Source organism: Aestuariivita sp. (assembly GCF_021404545.1).
Classification (GTDB): Bacteria; Pseudomonadota; Alphaproteobacteria; order Rhodobacterales; family Rhodobacteraceae; genus Aestuariivita.
Map to the genome: position 1 here is coordinate 65,504 of NZ_JAAWWD010000034.1, position 18,542 is coordinate 84,045.

The 18,542-nt window shown below is 64.9% G+C and carries 8 protein-coding genes; 5 read left to right on the forward strand and 3 right to left on the reverse strand.

Annotated features, from left to right (window positions below; all coding sequences use genetic code 11):
- Positions 1-67 precede the first annotated feature (67 nt).
- Genes HEP69_RS10535 through HEP69_RS10550 form a run of 4 tightly spaced genes read left to right on the forward strand, consistent with a single transcriptional unit; the run spans position 68 to position 6,751 of the window.
- Complete coding sequence (locus HEP69_RS10535; RefSeq protein WP_290558481.1) at positions 68-1,075, forward strand: MoxR family ATPase; 1,008 nt, start codon at positions 68-70, stop codon at positions 1,073-1,075.
- Positions 1,072-1,947, forward strand: coding sequence for a DUF58 domain-containing protein (locus HEP69_RS10540; protein WP_290558482.1), 876 nt, complete (start codon positions 1,072-1,074; stop codon positions 1,945-1,947). Before HEP69_RS10535 ends, HEP69_RS10540 begins: the two co-directional genes overlap by 4 nt.
- Entirely contained in the window at positions 1,944-4,712 is a 2,769-nt protein-coding gene (locus HEP69_RS10545; RefSeq protein ID WP_290558483.1) for a DUF4159 domain-containing protein, read from the forward strand. The genes HEP69_RS10540 and HEP69_RS10545 overlap by 4 nt, the downstream gene beginning before the upstream one ends.
- Entirely contained in the window at positions 4,709-6,751 is a 2,043-nt protein-coding gene (locus HEP69_RS10550; RefSeq protein WP_290558484.1) for a hypothetical protein, read from the forward strand. Before HEP69_RS10545 ends, HEP69_RS10550 begins: the two co-directional genes overlap by 4 nt.
- A gap of 207 nt (positions 6,752-6,958) precedes the next feature.
- Here HEP69_RS10550 and pbpC read toward each other — a convergent pair whose 3' ends face one another.
- Together pbpC and HEP69_RS10560 are read right to left on the reverse strand one after the other, a co-directional pair.
- Positions 6,959-9,004, reverse strand: a complete 2,046-nt coding sequence (pbpC, locus tag HEP69_RS10555) for a penicillin-binding protein 1C (RefSeq protein WP_290558485.1) — start codon at positions 9,002-9,004, stop codon at positions 6,959-6,961.
- The gene (locus HEP69_RS10560) at positions 9,001-14,427 is read right to left on the reverse strand and encodes an alpha-2-macroglobulin family protein (RefSeq protein WP_290558486.1); all 5,427 of its coding nucleotides are present in this window, start codon (positions 14,425-14,427) and stop codon (positions 9,001-9,003) included. Before HEP69_RS10560 ends, pbpC begins: the two co-directional genes overlap by 4 nt.
- A 191-nt stretch (positions 14,428-14,618) precedes the next feature.
- Here HEP69_RS10560 and HEP69_RS10565 point away from each other — a divergent pair, with 191 nt between their 5' ends.
- On the forward strand, positions 14,619-16,808 hold the full coding sequence (locus HEP69_RS10565; RefSeq protein WP_290558487.1) for a response regulator: 2,190 nt from the start codon (positions 14,619-14,621) through the stop codon (positions 16,806-16,808).
- A 940-nt stretch (positions 16,809-17,748) separates the two neighbouring features.
- Here HEP69_RS10565 and yaaA read toward each other — a convergent pair.
- Positions 17,749-18,534 (reverse strand): peroxide stress protein YaaA, encoded by a 786-nt coding sequence (gene yaaA / locus HEP69_RS10570; protein ID WP_290558488.1) that lies wholly within the window; start codon positions 18,532-18,534, stop codon positions 17,749-17,751.
- Between the last annotated feature and the right edge of the window lie 8 nt (positions 18,535-18,542).

Consider the following 18,542-nt stretch of genomic DNA (forward strand, 5'->3'; position numbering starts at 1 on the left):
TTTGCCATTTCGCTTTAGCGAGATACACTTTGTAGAACGAACATATATGACCCGGGAAAGGATTGTCATGTCCGACGACGCAGATCTGGTGGCCGAAATCGAAGCGCTGGAAGCTAAACTGGCCGAGGCCCGGGCCTCCATCACCAAGCGCTTCATCGGACAGGAGCGGGTCGTGGACCTTACGCTGACTGCGCTTTTGTGTGGTGGTCACGCGTTGCTGATCGGATTGCCGGGCCTCGGCAAAACCCGGTTGATTGAGACGCTGTCGACCGTCATGGGGCTGCATGGCAACCGCATCCAGTTCACCCCCGACCTCATGCCGGCTGACATCCTGGGATCAGAGGTGCTGGACACGGCCAGCGACGGCACGCGGTCCTTTCGGTTCGTACCCGGGCCGATTTTTTGCCAGCTCTTGATGGCCGATGAGATCAATCGCGCCAGCCCCAGAACGCAATCGGCATTGCTTCAGGCGATGCAGGAGAAGATGGTGACGGTGGCGGGCCAGGACCGCGAGCTTACGCCGCCCTTCCACGTGCTGGCCACCCAGAACCCCATCGAGCAGGAGGGCACCTATCCCCTGCCCGAGGCGCAACTGGATCGGTTTCTGGTGCAGATCGACGTGGACTATCCCGACCGCGAGACCGAGCGTGACATCCTGCTGGCCACCACTGGCGTCAGCGAAGAGGCTTCGACCCAGGTCTTTGACCAAGACGGGCTTTTGGCCGCGCAAACGCTGTTGCGGCGGATGCCGGTCGGTGATGGCGTGGTCGATATGATCCTCGATCTGGTACGCGCGTTCCGCCCCGACGAAGCGGGCGTATCCGACCGTGTGCGCGACACCGTGGCCTGGGGTCCCGGCCCACGCGCAGCTCAGGCCCTGATGCTGACAGTGCGCGCGCGCGCGCTGTTGCAGGGCCGTCTGGCCCCCAATGCCGAAGATGTGATCGACATGGCGCGCCCCGTGCTTAGCCACCGGATGGCGTTGAACTTTGCCGCGCGCGCCCGAGGCGACAGCCTGTCGGAGCTGATCGAGACGACAGCCACAGGTCTGACCCGAACCGAGGCTGCCGCGTGAGCCCACACCTGACCCTTCGCGAGCGCGCCGAAGTCGAAGCAGCCCGCCTGCCTGCCTTACTGGCGAGGGCCGAAAGCCTGGCCGGAACGGTCCTTTTGGGCGAGCACGGGCGACGGCGCGCGGGGTTGGGGGATGATTTCTGGCAGTACCGTCCAGCGCAAGTCGGCGACAGTCGCCGTTTGATCGACCACCGGCGCAGCGCGATGGGCGATGTGCAGTTCGTTCGCGAGCGTGAATGGCAGATTGCACAATCGGTAATGCTCTGGGTCGATCAGGGCGCGTCCATGCGCTTTGCCTCCGAGGCGAACCTGCCCGAAAAGGCCGAGCGCGCGCGCGTCCTGGCCTTGGCTACCGCAATTCTGCTGATCCGTGGCGGCGAACGCGTGGGCCTGACCGGCACCACCCTGCCGCCGCGCCGGGGCAATGAACAGATCCTGCGCCTGGCCGAAGCGTTCAGCGTGGATGACCAAAGCGATTACGCGGCACCGGAACACCGTGCGATGATCCCGCATGCCCGCGCGGTCTTTATCTCAGATTTTCTGGGCGACATGGCGGATGTGCGTTTGGCGCTGACCAAGGCCGCCGATCGCGGGGTGCGCGGCGTGCTGCTCCAGATCCTCGATCCCAGCGAGGAGGCGTTTCCGTTTCAGGGCCGCACCATTTTTGAAAGTGTCGGCGGCACGCTCAGCCACGAGACGCTCAAAGCCGCAGATCTTCGGGACAGGTATCTGGAGCGGTTGGCCGAGCGTAAGGCCGAACTGACCCAGTTGACCCGCGCGACAGGCTGGCATTTGGGCCTGCACCACACCGGCGACAGCGCGCAAACCGCGCTCTTGTGGCTTTATCGCGCGCTGGACGGGGGCACATCATGACCATATTCGGGGGCATCGGGTTTACGGCGCCGTGGCTGCTGCTGGGCCTGATCGCGCTGCCGATCCTGTGGCTGATCCTGCGTGCCGTGCCGCCCGCACCGATCCGCCGCCGGTTCCCCGGCGTGGCCCTGATGCTGGGGCTTACGGATGAGGAAAGCGTGTCGGACCGCACACCTTGGTGGCTGCTGCTGCTGCGGATGCTGGCGGTGGCTGCCCTTATCCTCGGGCTGGCGGGCCCTGTGCTGAACCCAGAAGAGGATCGCGGCGGCAATGGTCCGCTATTGATTCTGCTCGATGGCAGTTGGGCAGGCGCCGCACAATGGTCCGCCAAGATGGACCTGGTCGAGGTCAAGCTCGCCGATGCCGGGCGCGCCGGGCGGCCAGTGGCCATTGCCCAGCTCACCAACCCGGACGAGCCGGTGTTTCAGGCCGCGGATGTCTGGCGTAGCCGCCTGGCCGGGTTCGCACCCAGCCCTTGGCAAGCCGATGCGACCCGCGGGGCAGAGATGATCGCCGCTCTCGAGGATACCACTTTCGATACGTACTGGCTCAGCGATGCGCTCGATTTTCCCGGGCGTGATACCCTGCTGGCCCAGTTGGAAGCCCGCGGCGCCGTCCGTGTCTTTCAGACATCCGCCCCGGTGATCGCCCTGGCTCCCGCCACGTTCGAGGATGGTGCCATTCAACTCACTGCGCGCCGCGCCATGTCGGGAACCCAGCGCGATCTTACCATCCTGGCCATCGGGCGCGACCCGGCCGGGACCGAACGCATCCTTGCGTCGGTCGATGCCGGTTTCGCGGCGGATGCAACCGACGCCACCACCGCCCTGTCGCTGCCAGCCGAGCTGCGCGGGCGGATCTCGCGCTTTGAGGTTCAGGGCCGCAGGTCTGCCGGGGCCACGACACTGTCGGATGACAGCCTGCGACGGCGGGAGGTGGCGCTGATCGCCGCGCGCGAGGATCGCGAGGGGCTGGAGCTGCTCTCTCCGCTTCATTACCTTGAACAGGCATTGGTGCCGACGGCGGAGCTGCTGTCGGGCTCGCTCCTAGATCTCTTGCCTGCCAACCCCGATGTGATCGCGCTGGCCGATGTCGCGACCCTGTCGGCGGGTGAGGAAGAGGCGCTGACTGACTGGATCGAAGAGGGCGGTATGCTCCTGCGCTTTGCCGGGCCGCGACTGGCCGCGAGCGATGTCAGCCGCGCCGATGAACACCCCTTGATGCCCGTGCGCCTGCGCGCGGGCGGGCGCAGCGTCGGCGGCGCGATGAGCTGGGGGGAACCCAAGGAGCTGGCGCCCTTCGAGGAAGGCTCGCCGTTTTTCGGTCTTGCCATTCCCCGCGACGTGACCGTGACGGCACAGGTCGTGGCCCAGCCCGATCCGACATTGGCCGACCGGGTCATCGCCGCGTTGAGCGATGGCACACCGCTGGTGACCCGCAAGGATCTGGGCCAGGGGCAGGTCGTTCTGTTCCATGTCACGGCCAATGCGGAATGGTCGACACTGCCCCTGTCGGGCCTCTTCGTCGAGATGTTGGAACGGCTGGCGGTCTCTTCTGCCTCCAAACACCCCACGGCCAGTGATCTGGAGGGCACGACCTGGAGCCCGGTTCAGGTGATGGACGGCTTCGGACGGCTGCGCGACGCGGGCAACCTGCCGGGGGTCGATGGCCCTACACTGGTCACCGATCCGGTAGGGCCGGATCTGCTGCCGGGACTCTACGACAGCGAGGACCGGCGCCTGGCCCGCAATGTGATGGGTCCCGAAGACAGGCTGTCCCCTGCAATCTGGCCTGCGCGGATCCCTGTTGAAGGGCTGTCAATCCGGGCCGAGTTGCCGCTGGGCGGTCTGCTCCTGAGCCTTGCGATTGGCCTTTTGATGCTGGATGTGATTGCTGCACTGGCCATCTCGGGGCGTCTGGGGCGGTCACGCGCCATCGGGACTGCGGCGATGGTGCTGGCCCTCATGAGCGCACCGCTGGCCCCCCAGGCCACTGCCCAGCCAAGCGATGAGGCCGACGCCGTCAATGCCACGGCAGAGGTCGTGCTGGCCTATGTTCTGACCGGAAATGCGCGGGTGGACGAGGTGTCAGAAGCAGGCCTGCGCGGTCTGTCCGATACATTGTTTTTTCGCACCTCGGTAGAGCCCGCCAACCCTATCGGCGTTGATCTGGAGCGCGATGAGCTCGCGTTCTTTCCGATACTCTACTGGCCAATCACGCAGGATCAGCCGACGCCGTCGGTCGAAGCCTATGCGCGGCTCAACACATATCTCCGGTCAGGCGGAATGATCGTATTCGATACCCGCGATGCCGATATCGCCCAGTTCGGATCAGCCAGCCCCAACGGGCGCAAGCTGCAACAGCTGGCGGCACCGCTGGATGTGCCGCCGCTGGAACCGCTGCCGTCGGATCATGTGCTGACGCGCACGTTCTACCTTTTACAGGACTTCCCGGGACGCCACATCGGCCGCGATGTCTGGGTGGAGGCGGCACCCCCGGATGCCCAGCAGATCGAGGGGATGCCGTTTCGCAACCTCAATGACGGGGTCACTCCGGTTGTGATCGGCGGCAATGACTGGGCCGCGGCCTGGGCGGTGGACGCGCAGGGCAATGCGCTTTTGCCCGTAGGGCGCGGCTTTACCGGGGAACGGCAGCGCGAGCTGGCCTTTCGGTTCGGCGTTAACCTGATCATGCATGTGCTGACCGGGAACTATAAATCCGATCAGGTGCATGTGCCTGCTCTTTTGGACAGGTTGGGCCAATGACCGGAACGATCATCTTTGATCCGCTGATCCCCTGGCCTGCAGTGATGGCCGTGGCGGCGGTGGCGGTGGCGACAATCCTGCTGGCGGCGCTGCGCGGTCTTTCGGGCTGGGGCCTGCGGGCGCTGGCCGGGCTGATGGTCGTGGGCGCGCTGACCGGCCCGGTGTACCAGGAGGAAGACCGCACACCGCTGACCGATATCGTCGTGATGCTCGAGGATCAAAGCGCCAGCCAATCGCTCAGCGACCGTCCCGTGCAAACCGATGAAGCGGCCGAAGCCCTGGCCGCGCAGATCGAAGCACGCAGCAACACCGAGCTGCGCCGCGTGACCTTGGGCGACGGCGAGGGCGACGCAGGGACCCAACTGATGACGGCCCTCACCGAGGCGCTGGCCGAAGAGCCGCGGGCGCGCATTGCTGGCATCATCGCACTCACCGACGGGCGGGTTCATGATCTCGACCGCACGCCAGAGCTGCCCGCACCTTTCCATGTCCTGCTCTCCGGGCGTGACGGCGACTGGGACAGGCGCCTGATCGTGCGCAACGCACCAGCCTTTGCCATTATCGGAGAGCCGGTGACACTGACCTTGCGGATCGAAGACAGCGGCGCGGCCCCTGCCAACGCGGTCAGGGCTCCTCTGGATATCTCGGTGGATGGAGCAGCACCCCAGCGCGTCGAGGTGCCCATCGGGCAGGATCTGGAACTGCCGGTCACGTTGCCCCATGGCGGGCGCAACGTGATCCAGTTCACCGTGCCCGCCGCCGAAGGCGAGCTCACGGATCGCAACAACACCGCCCTCATTCAGATGAACGGGGTGCGCGACCGGCTGCGCGTGCTGCTGGTCTCGGGCGAGCCGCATCAGGGTGGGCGCACCTGGCGCAACCTGCTGAAATCCGACAGCTCGGTCGATCTGGTGCATTTCACCATCCTGCGCCCGCCGGAAAAACAGGACGGCGTGCCGGTCAATGAACTCAGCCTGATCGCCTTTCCCACGCGCGAGCTGTTTCTGGAAAAGGTCGACGATTTCGATCTGATCATCTTTGATCGCTACAAGCGGCGCGGCATTCTGCCTGCGATCTATCTCGATAATGTCTCAAGCTATGTGCGCAATGGCGGTGCTGTGCTGGTGGCCGCAGGGCCCGATTTCGCGACCGCCGACAGCATCTACCGCTCCCCGCTGGCGGCGATCCTGCCCGCCCAACCCAGTGCGCGGGTGATCGAGGAACGGTTCGATCCAACCGTCACCGATCTGGGTGCGCGCCACCCCGTTACCTCCGATCTGGGGCGGGCGGAGGATTGGGGCCCCTGGCTGCGCCAGATCGACGTTCTGCCGCAAACCGGCAATGTGGTCATGACCGGGAGCGATGAAAGGCCTCTGCTGATCCTCGACCGGGTCGAGGAGGGACGCGTGGCACTTCTGGCCTCCGATCATGCCTGGCTGTGGAGCCGGGGGTACGAGGGCGGGGGACCGCAAATGGAGCTGTTGCGCCGTCTGGCCCATTGGATGATGAAAGAGCCCGAGCTTGAGGAAGAAGCGCTTTGGGCCGAGGCCACCGGCCAGACCATGCGCATCATCCGCCGGACCCTTGATGAAGAGATCGGGCCGGTCACCGTCACCCCGCCGGTCGGCGACGCGGTGGAGGTCGAGCTGCGCGAGGTCAGCCCCGGTCGGTTCGAGGCGCTTTACGAAGGCCCCGAGATCGGGCTCTACCGGCTGGTGGAGGGAGAGAATGAGGCCGTCATCGGCCTTGGCCCTGCCGCCCCGCGCGAATTTGAGGAAACCATCGCGAGCGGCGATCTTCTGGAGCCTGTCGTGACCTCGATGCGTGGCGGTATCCTGCGGCTGGAAGACGGCATCCCGACCCTGCGGTCGGTGCGCGAAGGGCGCCCTGCCGCCGGGCGCGGTTGGATCGGCCTGACCCCGCGCGAGGCTTATGAGACCAGCGATGTGACGCAGATCCCGCTCTTGCCTGCATGGTTGGTGTTGCTGTTGGCGTCGGGCTTTATTCTGGCGGGATGGCTGCGCGAGGGACGGCGCTGAAGACTGCGGCGCCTCGGGTCAACCATCATATGCTTATCTGGGACCTTCCGGCTGCGCTTCAAACGCAAAAGGCGATAAGCGTATCAAGATAAGGGCGGGGCGCTCTATGGTATCTTCGGACATGCATGACCTACCCGATGCTGGCTGGAACCAAAGACATCACCGCGTTGGGCGATCGGTCATGCCTGGGGTGTTTCGAGAAACGCCTTAGTCGCTCAGCCGGATATCCACTCGCGTGGACTGGCCCCTGGCATCCACAACCGTGATCGCGGAAAAGCCCGGGCCGGGGCTGGGCACCTGCATTTCCCGGCTGTGGCTGCCAGTCAGCACCGGTGATCCGTTCGTCAGCACCGAATAGGGCGGCACCCCGCCGCGCAGTTTCAGCGTAAGCGGACCATCGCCTGACGCCAGAAGCGCCCCGGTTGGGGGAAAGGTCAGCTCCGGTGTATCGGCGCGGTCGGTCTGCACGCTTCCTGGAGGGCGGAACCGCTGCAAAGGCTGAGGCAGTGTGGCAGAGCCCACAATCAACGTCTCTGGTGGCGGCGGAGGTAGGGGCGCGAATTGCGGTTTGATGCCGCCCAGCGCGCGGAACAGGATTGGCGCCGCGACACTGGCTCCAAACGCCCCCGGTACCGGCGTGCCGTCTGGCCGCCCGACCCAGACGCCAACAACATGCTGCCCGTCCCAGCCAATGGCCCAGGCATCACGGTGGCCGTAGGACGTTCCGGTCTTGTAAGCCATCGCCCCATTGGGCGCGCCAGGCGGCGCAGCGAGATCAGACAGGATGTCGCCCAGATGCCAGGCCGCCGAAGCCGAGATCATCCGCGCGCCGTGCGGCACCGAACCGGCGCTGTAACGGAGCGGGATCGCCTCTCCGCCCCGTGCTATCGCGCTATAAAGCTGCACCAGATCGGTCAGGCTGAGGCCCAGGCCGCCCAGAGAGATCGCCAGGCCCGGGCGCCCCCCCGGCAGATGCGGTTGCACTCCGGCACGCGAAAGCGCTGACATGACGCGGGCGGGTCCCAGCGCCCTGGTCAATTTGACAACCGGAATGTTCAGCGACAGGTGCAGCGCATCGCGGATACGCACATCGCCGCGAAACTGCCCGTCGAAATTCTGCGGCGCATAACGCCCGAACCGGACCGGGCCGTCATGGATCAGCGTTTCTGGATGTGCCAAACCCTGATCGAAGGCCAAGCCGTAGATCAGCGGTTTAAGCGTCGAGCCGGGGGAGCGCACTGCGCGCGTCATATCGACAAAGCCCTGCCGTGCCGTATCCGTGTAGTCGGGGGCGCCGACCGAGGCGAGGATCTCACCGGTCCGGTGATCGGCCACCAGGATCGCCCCTGACACCTGTGGCGGAGCATCCGCCAGGGCTTCGGCCAGCAGCCGTTCCAGACGCGCCTGCATCGCGCCATCCAGTGTCAGGCGAAGGCGATGCACCGTCTGATCGGCGCGCAAGGCGGCTTCGGTCAGGTGCGGTGCGTGCGCCGGGAACCTGGCCTGCCGGCGGGGGAGTGCGGCGTGCCCCGCGCCCTCGGCCTCCGCCTGGCTCAGAACGCCCTGATCCGCCAGACGGGTCAGGACCCTGTCGCGCGCGGCGCGCGCCTGACCCTGGTTGCGGTCGGGGCGCCGCACCTCCGGTGCCTGTGGCAGCGCAACCAAAAGGGCCGCCTCCGCCACTGTCAGGCGACGCGGATCCTTGCCGAACCATGCGCGGCTGGCCGACCGCACCCCTTCGAGGTTGCCGCCATATGGCGCATGCAGCAGATAAAGGGAAAAGATCTCTTCCTTGGAAAACCGCTGTTCAAGGGCCAGGGCCACGCGGATCTGGCGTAGTTTTCCGGGCCAAACGCCCGTGCTGCCGTTTTCCAGCAAACGCGCCACCTGCATGGTCAGGGTCGACCCGCCCGACACCACCCGTCCATGCCGGACCGCCTGTCCTGCCGCGCGGATCAGGGCCAGCGGGTCGACACCGGGATGACGCCAGAACCGCCGGTCCTCATAGCGCAGCAGCATCTCGATAAACCTGCGGTCCACATCATGGGTGCGAACGGCCAGCCGCCAACGGCCATCCTCGACCGGGAACACGCGCAGGAGGTGGCCATGGCGGTCAACGACCTCACGCGAGGTCTCGGCCAACACGGGCGGTAGATCGGTGGTCGCCACCCAGCGCGCACCCGCGTCGCGCAGCCCTCCCGCAACGGCCAGCGACAGGCCCAGTGCGAACAGGATGGGGGCGGCCCGGATCACGGACGCACCGTCACCCGGCTCGTGTCCGTATTGGCGCGATAACGGGGGCGGTACATGTCTTCGACCGCAGCGGCGGGGTGATGGTATGTGCCAGGTGTCACCACCCGCGCGACATAACCCAGCGTCACCCGCTGGCGCGCCCTGAGATCGACCGCCGCCAGAAACCGGTCCGCGCGGAACTCGGCATGTTCGGCCTCCGACAGCTCCAGCCAATCGAGCGCGCGGGCATCCCCCGAGCGCAGCAGGCTGGGGTTGTCGATCTCGACCCCAGCAGGCAGCGGATCGTCGACCATCAGCCGCGCGCCGGTGTCAGACGCAGGGTCAACCGTCAGAACGGTGACAAACCGTTGGCCCACGATGAGGCTGGCGGGGTCGAGCGCATCGCCCTCCATCGTGTAATAGGCGCGCGTGATGGCATAACCGGTACCGCCAGCAGGCGGTGGCACCAGCGGCACGCCGATCGTGGTCAGCGTCAGATCGGTGGCCGCACCCGTCGTGATCGCAAGGCTGTCGCCCGCGATGCCATCCTCCAATAGCCGCACAAACGGGCCGCTGACCGCCGCACCATTGACCCGCAAACCGGCGGATGCGGGCGTCTGGGCCAAAGCATGCGCCGCCAGCAGGGACCATGCGGCCTCCTGCGTCGAGCGACGCCCGTCGCGCGCCGCAACCCGGCGGACCAGCGCATCAGTATCCACCGCCGTGCTGCCTGCCTCGGACGCCAACGCCAGAACGCCGGCCGCATCACGCAACCCAGTGCCAAAATCGGCGCGCCAAACCGGCCGTTCCTGCGCCGTTTGACTATCGAGCCTCTCTTGTGCCAGACCGAACATCCGGTCTGCACGCAATTGATCGCCATAGGCCGCCAGCGCCGCCCCCAGCTGCGCCAGCGCCAGCGGTGTCGCGAAGGCCTCGGCCTTTTGGTCGGCATAGTAGCGCAAATCGCCCATCGCGGCGGCCCCTTCTCGGGCCAAGACCAGCAGAGCATAGGCGATGTCCTCCCCCCCACTGTCGAAATCGGCGGCAAAATTCAGACGATTGCGCAGGTTGTCCACGCCCATTCGGAACGCCAGATCGGACACGGCATGCCCTTGCAGGCGCGCACGGCTGAGGAAATCCACCACATAAGCGTCGAGCCAGAAATCACCACCCGCCTCGGCCTGCCAAAGCCCGAACGCCCCGTTTGAGGTCTGACGCGTCAGAACCCGGCGGATCGCATCGGCGATGCGTGCGTCGATATCGGACCCCTTCCCCAGCCCCGCCGCCTCGGCCACCGGACCGAGGTAGAGAAGCGGCATCGCCTGGGACGCCACCTGCTCGGTGCAGCCATAGGGGTACCGGTCAAGCGCCGACAAAAGCCCCGGCGCGTCGAACCGCGCCAGCGCCCCGGCAGAGAGCAGCGCACTGCCCGTCCCGGGGCGCAAGTCGGCAAAGACGGCGGTATCCAGCGTAAACGTCTCTCCAACGCCCAGGCTGAATCGGCGCGTCACCGCGACCTCCGGGTCATTTGCACGGATAGGTAGGACAAAGCGCTGGGTCAGCTCGGTGCCATCCGGCGTGACCAGCACCAGCGTGATCGGATGATCGCCGATCTGATCCGAACTGAGCGCCAGATCCAGTGTCTCTGTCCCGCCCGGACTGAGCGCAACCTCTGCCGCACGCGCACTGAGGTTAACGGCGGATGGTGTGTCGAGACGTAGCCGCATCTCACCGGTGGGGCCTTCGGCATGAACCAGCTCGATCCGCATCCGGCTCTGATCGCCGGGGGCAAGGAACCGGGGCAGGCTGACCGTCGCCACGACGGGATCGCGCACAATAATATCTGCGGTTGCCTGGCCAACTCCGCGAGGGCTCCAGGCAACCGCCATCAAGCGGAGGGTGCCGTTGAAGGCGGGAAGGTCGATGTTCACATAGGCCATTCCATCCGAACCCACGCGCACAGGACCCGAAAACTGCGCCATCAGCTCCTGAGTGGGCGGCGGCGATTGCATGCGCATGCCTGCATTTCGGTCCCCACCGGACCGGACGCGGCCCAGCGCGCCGTTCATCCCGTCGATGAGACGCCCATAGATATCGCGCAGCTCGACCCCCAGGCGGCGCTGGCCGAAATAGTGGGCCGAGGGGTCGGGCGCCTCGAACCCGGTGAGGTTGAGGATGCCGAGATCGACGGCGGCGAGCGTCAGCCAGACCTCGTCACCCTCCCGCGCACCCGTTGCGGTCAACCCGGCGCGCAGGCTCTGGCGCGGTTGCGTGACCTCGGGGACATCAATCGCCACCGCCAATTGCCGATCCCCCGGCGCAATCTTGGCATAGGCCAGTCCCAACGCGCGCGCCGGGTTTTGCCCGGCAGAGACATTCATCGGCCGAATGACCGACGCGGTGACATAGGCGCCAGCGCCCCAGGCTTCCGTCACGTCCAGCGGGATCAGGTTTTCGCCCTCGCTCACCTCGACGGCGCGGCGGTCGATCACCCGGTTTGATACTACGGTAACAAGCGCGGTTCCGGCATAGCGCGGTACGATGCGCAGCCGGGCCGTATCACCCGGGGTATAGTCGGGTCGATCCAGCGACAGCTCCAGTGTGTCGGGCGTGTCTGAACTGTCGGCGGGCGCATACCACCCGGCATAGAAATCCTGCGCGGCGGCGACATAGGAGCCGTCATTGCGCTCCACCACCAACTCGTACCGGCCCCAATCGACCGGGGCGGAGATTGTGAGGGGCCCTTCCCCGATCTGGGCCTCGCCGCTTGCAATCCGGCTGCGCCGCGTGATCGGCTCCCAGTTCCAGTTGCCATAGAGCTGATACCACTGATACCGGGTTTCGATCCGGTTGAGGGTCCAGCGCACTTCCATCGCCTGGGGTGTCAGATCTGGGGTCAGCGCGATCACGTCAAACACCGCATCGGAGCTTTCGGCGACGACCCCGTCAAACCGTGGCTTGATGCCAATCACCGGACCTGAGGGCGCGACCGGTGCGTCAAGCTGGCGTTCGACCGGACGGCCCGACCCTTCGGCGATGCGGGCGGTGACAGTGGCCTGCATGGGCATGCCGGGCGCTCCGGCCTCCGGCAACTCAACCAGAACCACCGCGCGGCCCTGCGCATCGGTGGGACCGCCACTGAAAAACGCGGCACGGGACCGGGTGCTTTCGTCATAACGGCCAAACCGGTAGCCGGGCCAATCCGCCAGTATACGGACCGGACGCAGGGCCGCGGACCCTTCGACCGGTAGACCGGCGCCCGGCGCTCCGAAGAGATACCGCGCCTCGACGGTCAGCGGTGGCGTGTCACCGGGGCGCAGCGGGGCGTCCGGCAGCGAGATGGTGAAATCGATACGCTCGGGCAGGAAATCCTCGACCAGAATCTGAGTAGTGGCCAGCGCCGCGCCGTCTGCATCGGCCTTTAGGGTCAAGGACCAAGTGCCGCGCGGGACGCTCAGGCCCAGCGGAAAGGCCAGAACATGACCGCCCGCCCCAGCGCCAGAGGAGACGCGGCGGGCATACTCCACGCCATCAGGGCGCGTCAGGATGGCGGTCATTGGCAGACCGTCGATGCCGCGTGCATCGCTGTCCCGCGCAAGCGCCGTGATATGAATCGTCTCGCCTGCGCGGTAAGCACCGCGATCGGACGTCAGGAACACATCCACCGGCCCGGCGGGCGCGCGCCCCTCCACCCCGCGATCCGACAGGTCAAAGGCCGGATCGGTGAGCGGCAGGAAGGCCATGTCATCCGCGCCCAACTCGGCCAGAACCAGCGCCGGAGCGGAAGCCCCCTGCCCCCGTTCGAGACCGGGATCGAACCGCGCCCGCCCCGCGTTATCCGTGACGGTGCGGCCCAGTACCTCATTTGCGCGCGAAATCAGTGTCACCTCCACACCTGCACGGGGCGCGGCATCCGAAAGACCGCGCACATCGACATGCAAGCCGTCCGTCCCGCTTATCGTGCTCAGCCCCAGATCCGACAGGACGAACCATTGTGTTGCGCCCGCCTCTTCGTATTCATCCGCATCGGGGTTGCGCGCGGTCAGCGCATAGATCCCGGTCGGCAGATCGGCCAACACATCGCCCAGCGGCAAACGGGTGGTCATGTCGCGGTTGAGATTGCCCTGCACCTCTGCCATTCCGGTCCAGACCTGACGGGCGATGTCGCTGGCAAAGCTGTCATCCTGCCATTTCGAGAGCGGCCTGCCAAAGTAATCCTCTTGTATCGCTCTGAGCAGGTTGCGGTCCGATACCTTGCGCAGCTTCAGCTCGATCCGAGTAAGGTTGACGGTATCCACGGGGATCGCGGCATCCGCAGATTTGGGCAGAACATAAGCGCGCCCGGGAAAGCGCACCAGCGGGGTGCGGTCACGTACATATAAGGTGACCGGGGTATCCTTGGACAACGCCTCCCCCTCGGCCGAGGGCAGGCCCGCGCGGAACGTCATGCTGTACCGCGCGCCATGATCAAGCCCGTCGATACAGATCTGCCGCCCCTCCACCTGTACCGCCAGATCACTGGATGGCAACCGCACGAAAGGCTCGTAATCGATGCCCGTCTTGGCCAGCGGCTCGGAGAATTCAGCACAGATCCGCGGGGCGGCTGCATCGCTGTCGACCTGGGTGCTGACGATCCGAAACCCGTATTTCGCAATCGCGGCCTCAAGCGCAGCCTCGATATCGGCACGCGGCGCCTCGGCCATCGCAAGTCGCAAGGCGCGGACCATATCGCGACCCCGGCCTTGCCGCTCCAGTGCGACGCTGAGTTGCACCAAGGCATTCGCGCGCAGGGCACCGGTGGTCCCGCGCAGGTAGCCATTCGTCGCCGCCAGAAGCGCCCGGCGCTCGGCGGTGTTGCGAGCGTTGCTGTTCTGGGTCGCAAGTTTCAGGTTCAGCCGGGCATAGTCCGTCCAGAGGTCCGCCCGGTCCGTAAGTGCCACCGCCACTCCCATCCAGCGCATCGCCTCCTGCACCTGGTCCGCGTTTTCCCTGGCGCGGACCGCATCCAGAACCGCCGCCAGATCGAACCCCGGCGCTGCATGGCGAAACCCGATCCGCTGCGCCTCGACCGCGGCATCACTGATCACATCGTCTGACAGAAAAGACAGCGCGGCACGCCGCCCCTCGGCCGCCGCCAGAATGGCCGCGTCCGTGGCAATCTTTTCGGCAGAGATGGCACCGGTGTAATCGGTACGCTCTGTCACTTGCGACTTGGGAAAACACGCGTTCGAGCGGGTGTTGAAGGTGAATGCGGCACAAGCGCGGTCCTGGGCGCAGGCCCGGATACAGGTGGTCAGATCCGTATCAAAAAGCGCCTGAAGGTCAGAGCCATAAAAATCCACGTCCCGCGTGACCTGATAGCGATGCTCAGGCACCGCCGTTTGAGCCAGGAGCGCCGGGGCAGCGATTCCCCATGCCAGCACTGTCATCAACAAACGGACCATCTCGCACCTCTCACATTCAGGACCGGGGTCAGGGTGACACGGAGCAACGGGGTCTGGCAACTCTGCCCTGGGCGCTGACCTGATTTGATGCGCGATCCTTTGGCTGGATTAAGGAATCCTTCACCCTGACGTTTCATTTTGGCAGGTGCGAACACAAGATCGGGGCCGATGCGTCCGGTGGAGCCTTTGGGATGAACCTTGCTGGAAAACTGGCGGAGGAGCGGCGCGCGCGGCTGGCAGCGGAACGCTTGCTTGAGCTCAAGCAGGCCGAACTACATGCCGCGAACCGCAAGCTGGGCCAGCACGCCTTGGCGCTGACCCGCCGCATTGGCGCGACAGAGGCGGAGGTTGCCACTGTCCGTGACGAGAATGAGCGTTATCGCTACGATCTGGATATCGCGAACGAAAAGGTCGAGATTGCTGAGCGTCGCCTTTGGCTGTCGATCCGCACAATCCAGGACGGCTTTGCCTTTTTCGATGTGGATGGGCGTATGATCGGCGCCAATACCTCGTATCTGTCAGTCTTTGACAAGCTTGAGGAGGTCGGTCCCGGGATCAGCTATGCACGTATCCTGCAGATCATGACCGATGAAGGGATCGTCAATACCGAAGATCGCGCGCCTGACGAGTGGCGCGCCTGGATGCTTGAGCGATGGGGATGCCCCACGCCCGAGCCGGTGGTGATCCGGCTGTGGAACAACCAGTTCATCCGGTTGATCGACCAACGCGGACATGGCGGCGACGTGGTTTCATTGGCGCTCAACATCACTGCCGGTGTCCGTTATGAGGCACAGCTTGAAGCCGCCCGCGCCAAGGCCGAGGCGGCAAGCCGAGCCAAATCGGCTTTCCTGGCGAATATGAGCCATGAGATCCGAACGCCGATGAACGGTGTCGTCGGCATGGCCGAATTGATGACCGACACAGATCTTACAGAGGAACAGCGCCTCTATGTTTCGACCATCAAGAATTCAGGCGAGGCGCTGCTGGTGATCATCAACGACATCCTCGACTACTCCAAGATCGAGGCGCAAAAGCTGACACTGCATCCTGAACCTTTCGATCTGGAACGGTGCGTGCATGAGGTCATCATGTTGCTCCAACCCGCAGCGCGCGACAAGGGGCTGATGCTTGCTGTGGATTGCGATCTCTTCCTGCCGGTTTCGGTCATGGGTGATGTCGGGCGCATCCGCCAGGTGTTGACCAACCTTGCCGGGAACGCGGTCAAATTCACCGAAAAGGGCCATGTTCTGATCCGGTTGACCGGTGTGTTGGCCGAAAATGAACAGACCGTCGATATTCACATCACGGTGGAGGATACCGGGATCGGCATCGAAGCCGACAAAATCGAGCACATTTTTGGCGAGTTCAATCAGGTTGAGGATTCCCAGAACCGCAAGTTCGAAGGGACAGGGCTGGGTCTGGCGATTGTCCAGCGGCTGGTCAAGCTGATGGATGGCGAAATGTGGGTCGAATCCGAAGCCGGGCGAGGCGCCTGCTTTGGTGTTCGCATTTCGCTGCCGCTGGCTGGCGCGCACGCTTTACCGCCGGATATGTCGGATGTGCTAAAACGCGTGCTCGTGGTGGACACCAACGCGCTCAGCGGCAGCATCCTGTGCAAACGGCTGGATCAGCTTGGCATTGCCGCCACCCCCTGCGTCAGCGGCACCGATGCGCTGACCGCCCTGCAACAGGATGGGCCGTTCGATGCGATGATACTGGATCAGGACATGCCTGACATGGGTGCGGTAGAGTTGACCGAAGCCTTGCGCCAGGGCGGTGTCGATTTGCCGGTTATCCTGGTTTCTGGCCAGTCGATGGAGGCAATCGCACCGGATCTTTTCGCTGGAGTGCTGCAAAAACCGGTGGGCCGGGCCGCGCTGTTTTCGCAGCTGGACGCGATGCGCGAAGCGGCAACATCCCAGGACGGATCCCCGCGGCAGGAGCCCGCCGAGCCGCCCTTGGACCCGCAGGCTCGTAAGATGCGTATTCTCGCCGCCGAAGACAATGCAACCAACCGATTGATCCTGAGCCGGATGCTCAAGAACGAACAGGTCGACCTGCGCTTTGCCGAAAACGGCGAAGAGGCGATTGCTGCATTCCCCGAATTTGAGCCAGATCTGGTGTTCATGGATATCTCCATGCCGATCATGGATGGCAAGGAGGCGGCCCGCCACATCCGCCAGATGGAGGGCACGCAAGGCCGCCAGGTGCCGATCGTGGCGCTGACCGCCCATATGATGGAGACCGAACAGGCAGAAATCCTTTCGGCCGGGATTGACAAATGCATTACCAAACCGCTGCGCAAGCAGGTCATTCTGGATGAAATTACCGCGCATCGGCCCACCGACCTTCGGTCGCTGAACCGGGAGGCCACACCGTGAGCGACCAAGGTTCCGGGGCGCAAAGTGGCGTCACGGGTGTTGCGATGTGCCCGAATGCTTGGATCGGGGACAATCAAAGCAGATCACCGCCTGCCCGCTTGCCATTGCCGTCTTGGCGGTATTGGTAACGGATACCGAGCCGACAATTGTCGCCACGACACCGCTCCGCGACATGCAAGAAGCCCAAGGGTTGTGAAGACGTTTATGTGATCGTCTGGCGGCAAGGGGTGCGTGTTTGTGCGATGCAGCGAAAAGGCACATCGAGCGATCTTGCCATGAGGCGCCGGAGATGGGCCATCAGTTCGGACCAGGCCCTCTCGATCAGGGAGGGATCTGAACCGTGGGGCGGCACGAACAGCGGCCGATTTCCGTGCGCTCATGCCGACTTGCTGGAGGACAGATTGCCGGTCATCGTCACTCCGCCCCTCTGACATATCGGCGCGCGTTGTGATTCCACATCGAACTCGAAAGGTGCACGGTGCATTGAATCGTCCAGATCGCAGAGCATGACCCGGTCTTCGATGCGCAGTGCGGCGATAACCGTCTGGGTCCGCCAATGACTGCACGGCGGGGCCGCTTCCAGTCTCTGCCCCTATCCGGATTGCCCATGCGGGTGGGTCATCTCGGTGGTCACAGCGGTTCTAGGAATGAACACCAGGCGGTGCGGATCGGGCGCATCCCCTGCTGCGCGTGATGCCCGGCTTGAGGTCCATGCGCGACCGGGGCGCGGCCACATGGCAAGGCAAACCTTCTTGCACACGTGCCACGATACGCTCCTCCGCCAAGGGTGCAGCACAAGTCGCGGCTCAGGGCACACCCTTCAAACCAGACTGCTGCGACAACCGATTTGAGCGCCACATTGGGCGATCGCCCTCCTACCGGCATGGCACAACCGTTGGCGACCCCTGCGCCCGGAACCAAAGGCATATGGCCCGCGCCCCTATGACGCCTTTTTCAGTGCCATCTGAGGCCGCACGAAGACCGGCTTGTCCGCCTCCGATAAGTCCGGGCGGAACTCATAGCCGCCCAGGTCAAAATCCTGTAACGCGGCGGGATCGGTCAGACGCCGCTGCACGACGAAACGCGCCATGGCGCCGCGCGCCTTTTTCGCAAAAAAGCTCACGATCTTGGGGCCCTTGTCCTTGTCCTCCATGAAGACCGGCGTGATCACGCGGGGGTCGAGCGCCTTGAGATCGACCGCGCCGAAATACTCCTGACTGGCGCAGTTGATCAACACCTTTGCGCCCGTTGCCCTGGCCTGCGCATTCAGCGCCTTGGCGATCCGGTCGCCCCAATAGGCATAGAGCGATGGCCCGCGCCGGGTCTTGAGGCGGCTGCCCATCTCCAGCCGGTAGGGCTGGATCGCATCACGGGGACGCAGCACACCATAAAGCCCCGACAGGATCCGCAGATGATCCTGCGCCCAGGCCATTTCATCGGGGTCCAGCGTGGCCGCCTCCAGCCCTTGATAGGTGTCGCCCGCAAAGGCCAGCGCGGCGGGGCGCACGGCCTCGGCCTCGGGGGTTTCGGCGAAGTCCCGGAACCTGTCGCGGTTCAGGCGCGCCAGATCGGGGCTGATATCCATCAGTTGTTGCAGATCGCCCAGCGTCAGATTGCGCGCGGTTTTGACAAGCCGGATCGCGTCGGTCTGAAACTCCGGCTCTGTGACGGGTCCGTTGCGTTCGGACCAGTCCAGACGTTTGGCAGGTGAGATGACGACCAGCATGAATTCCC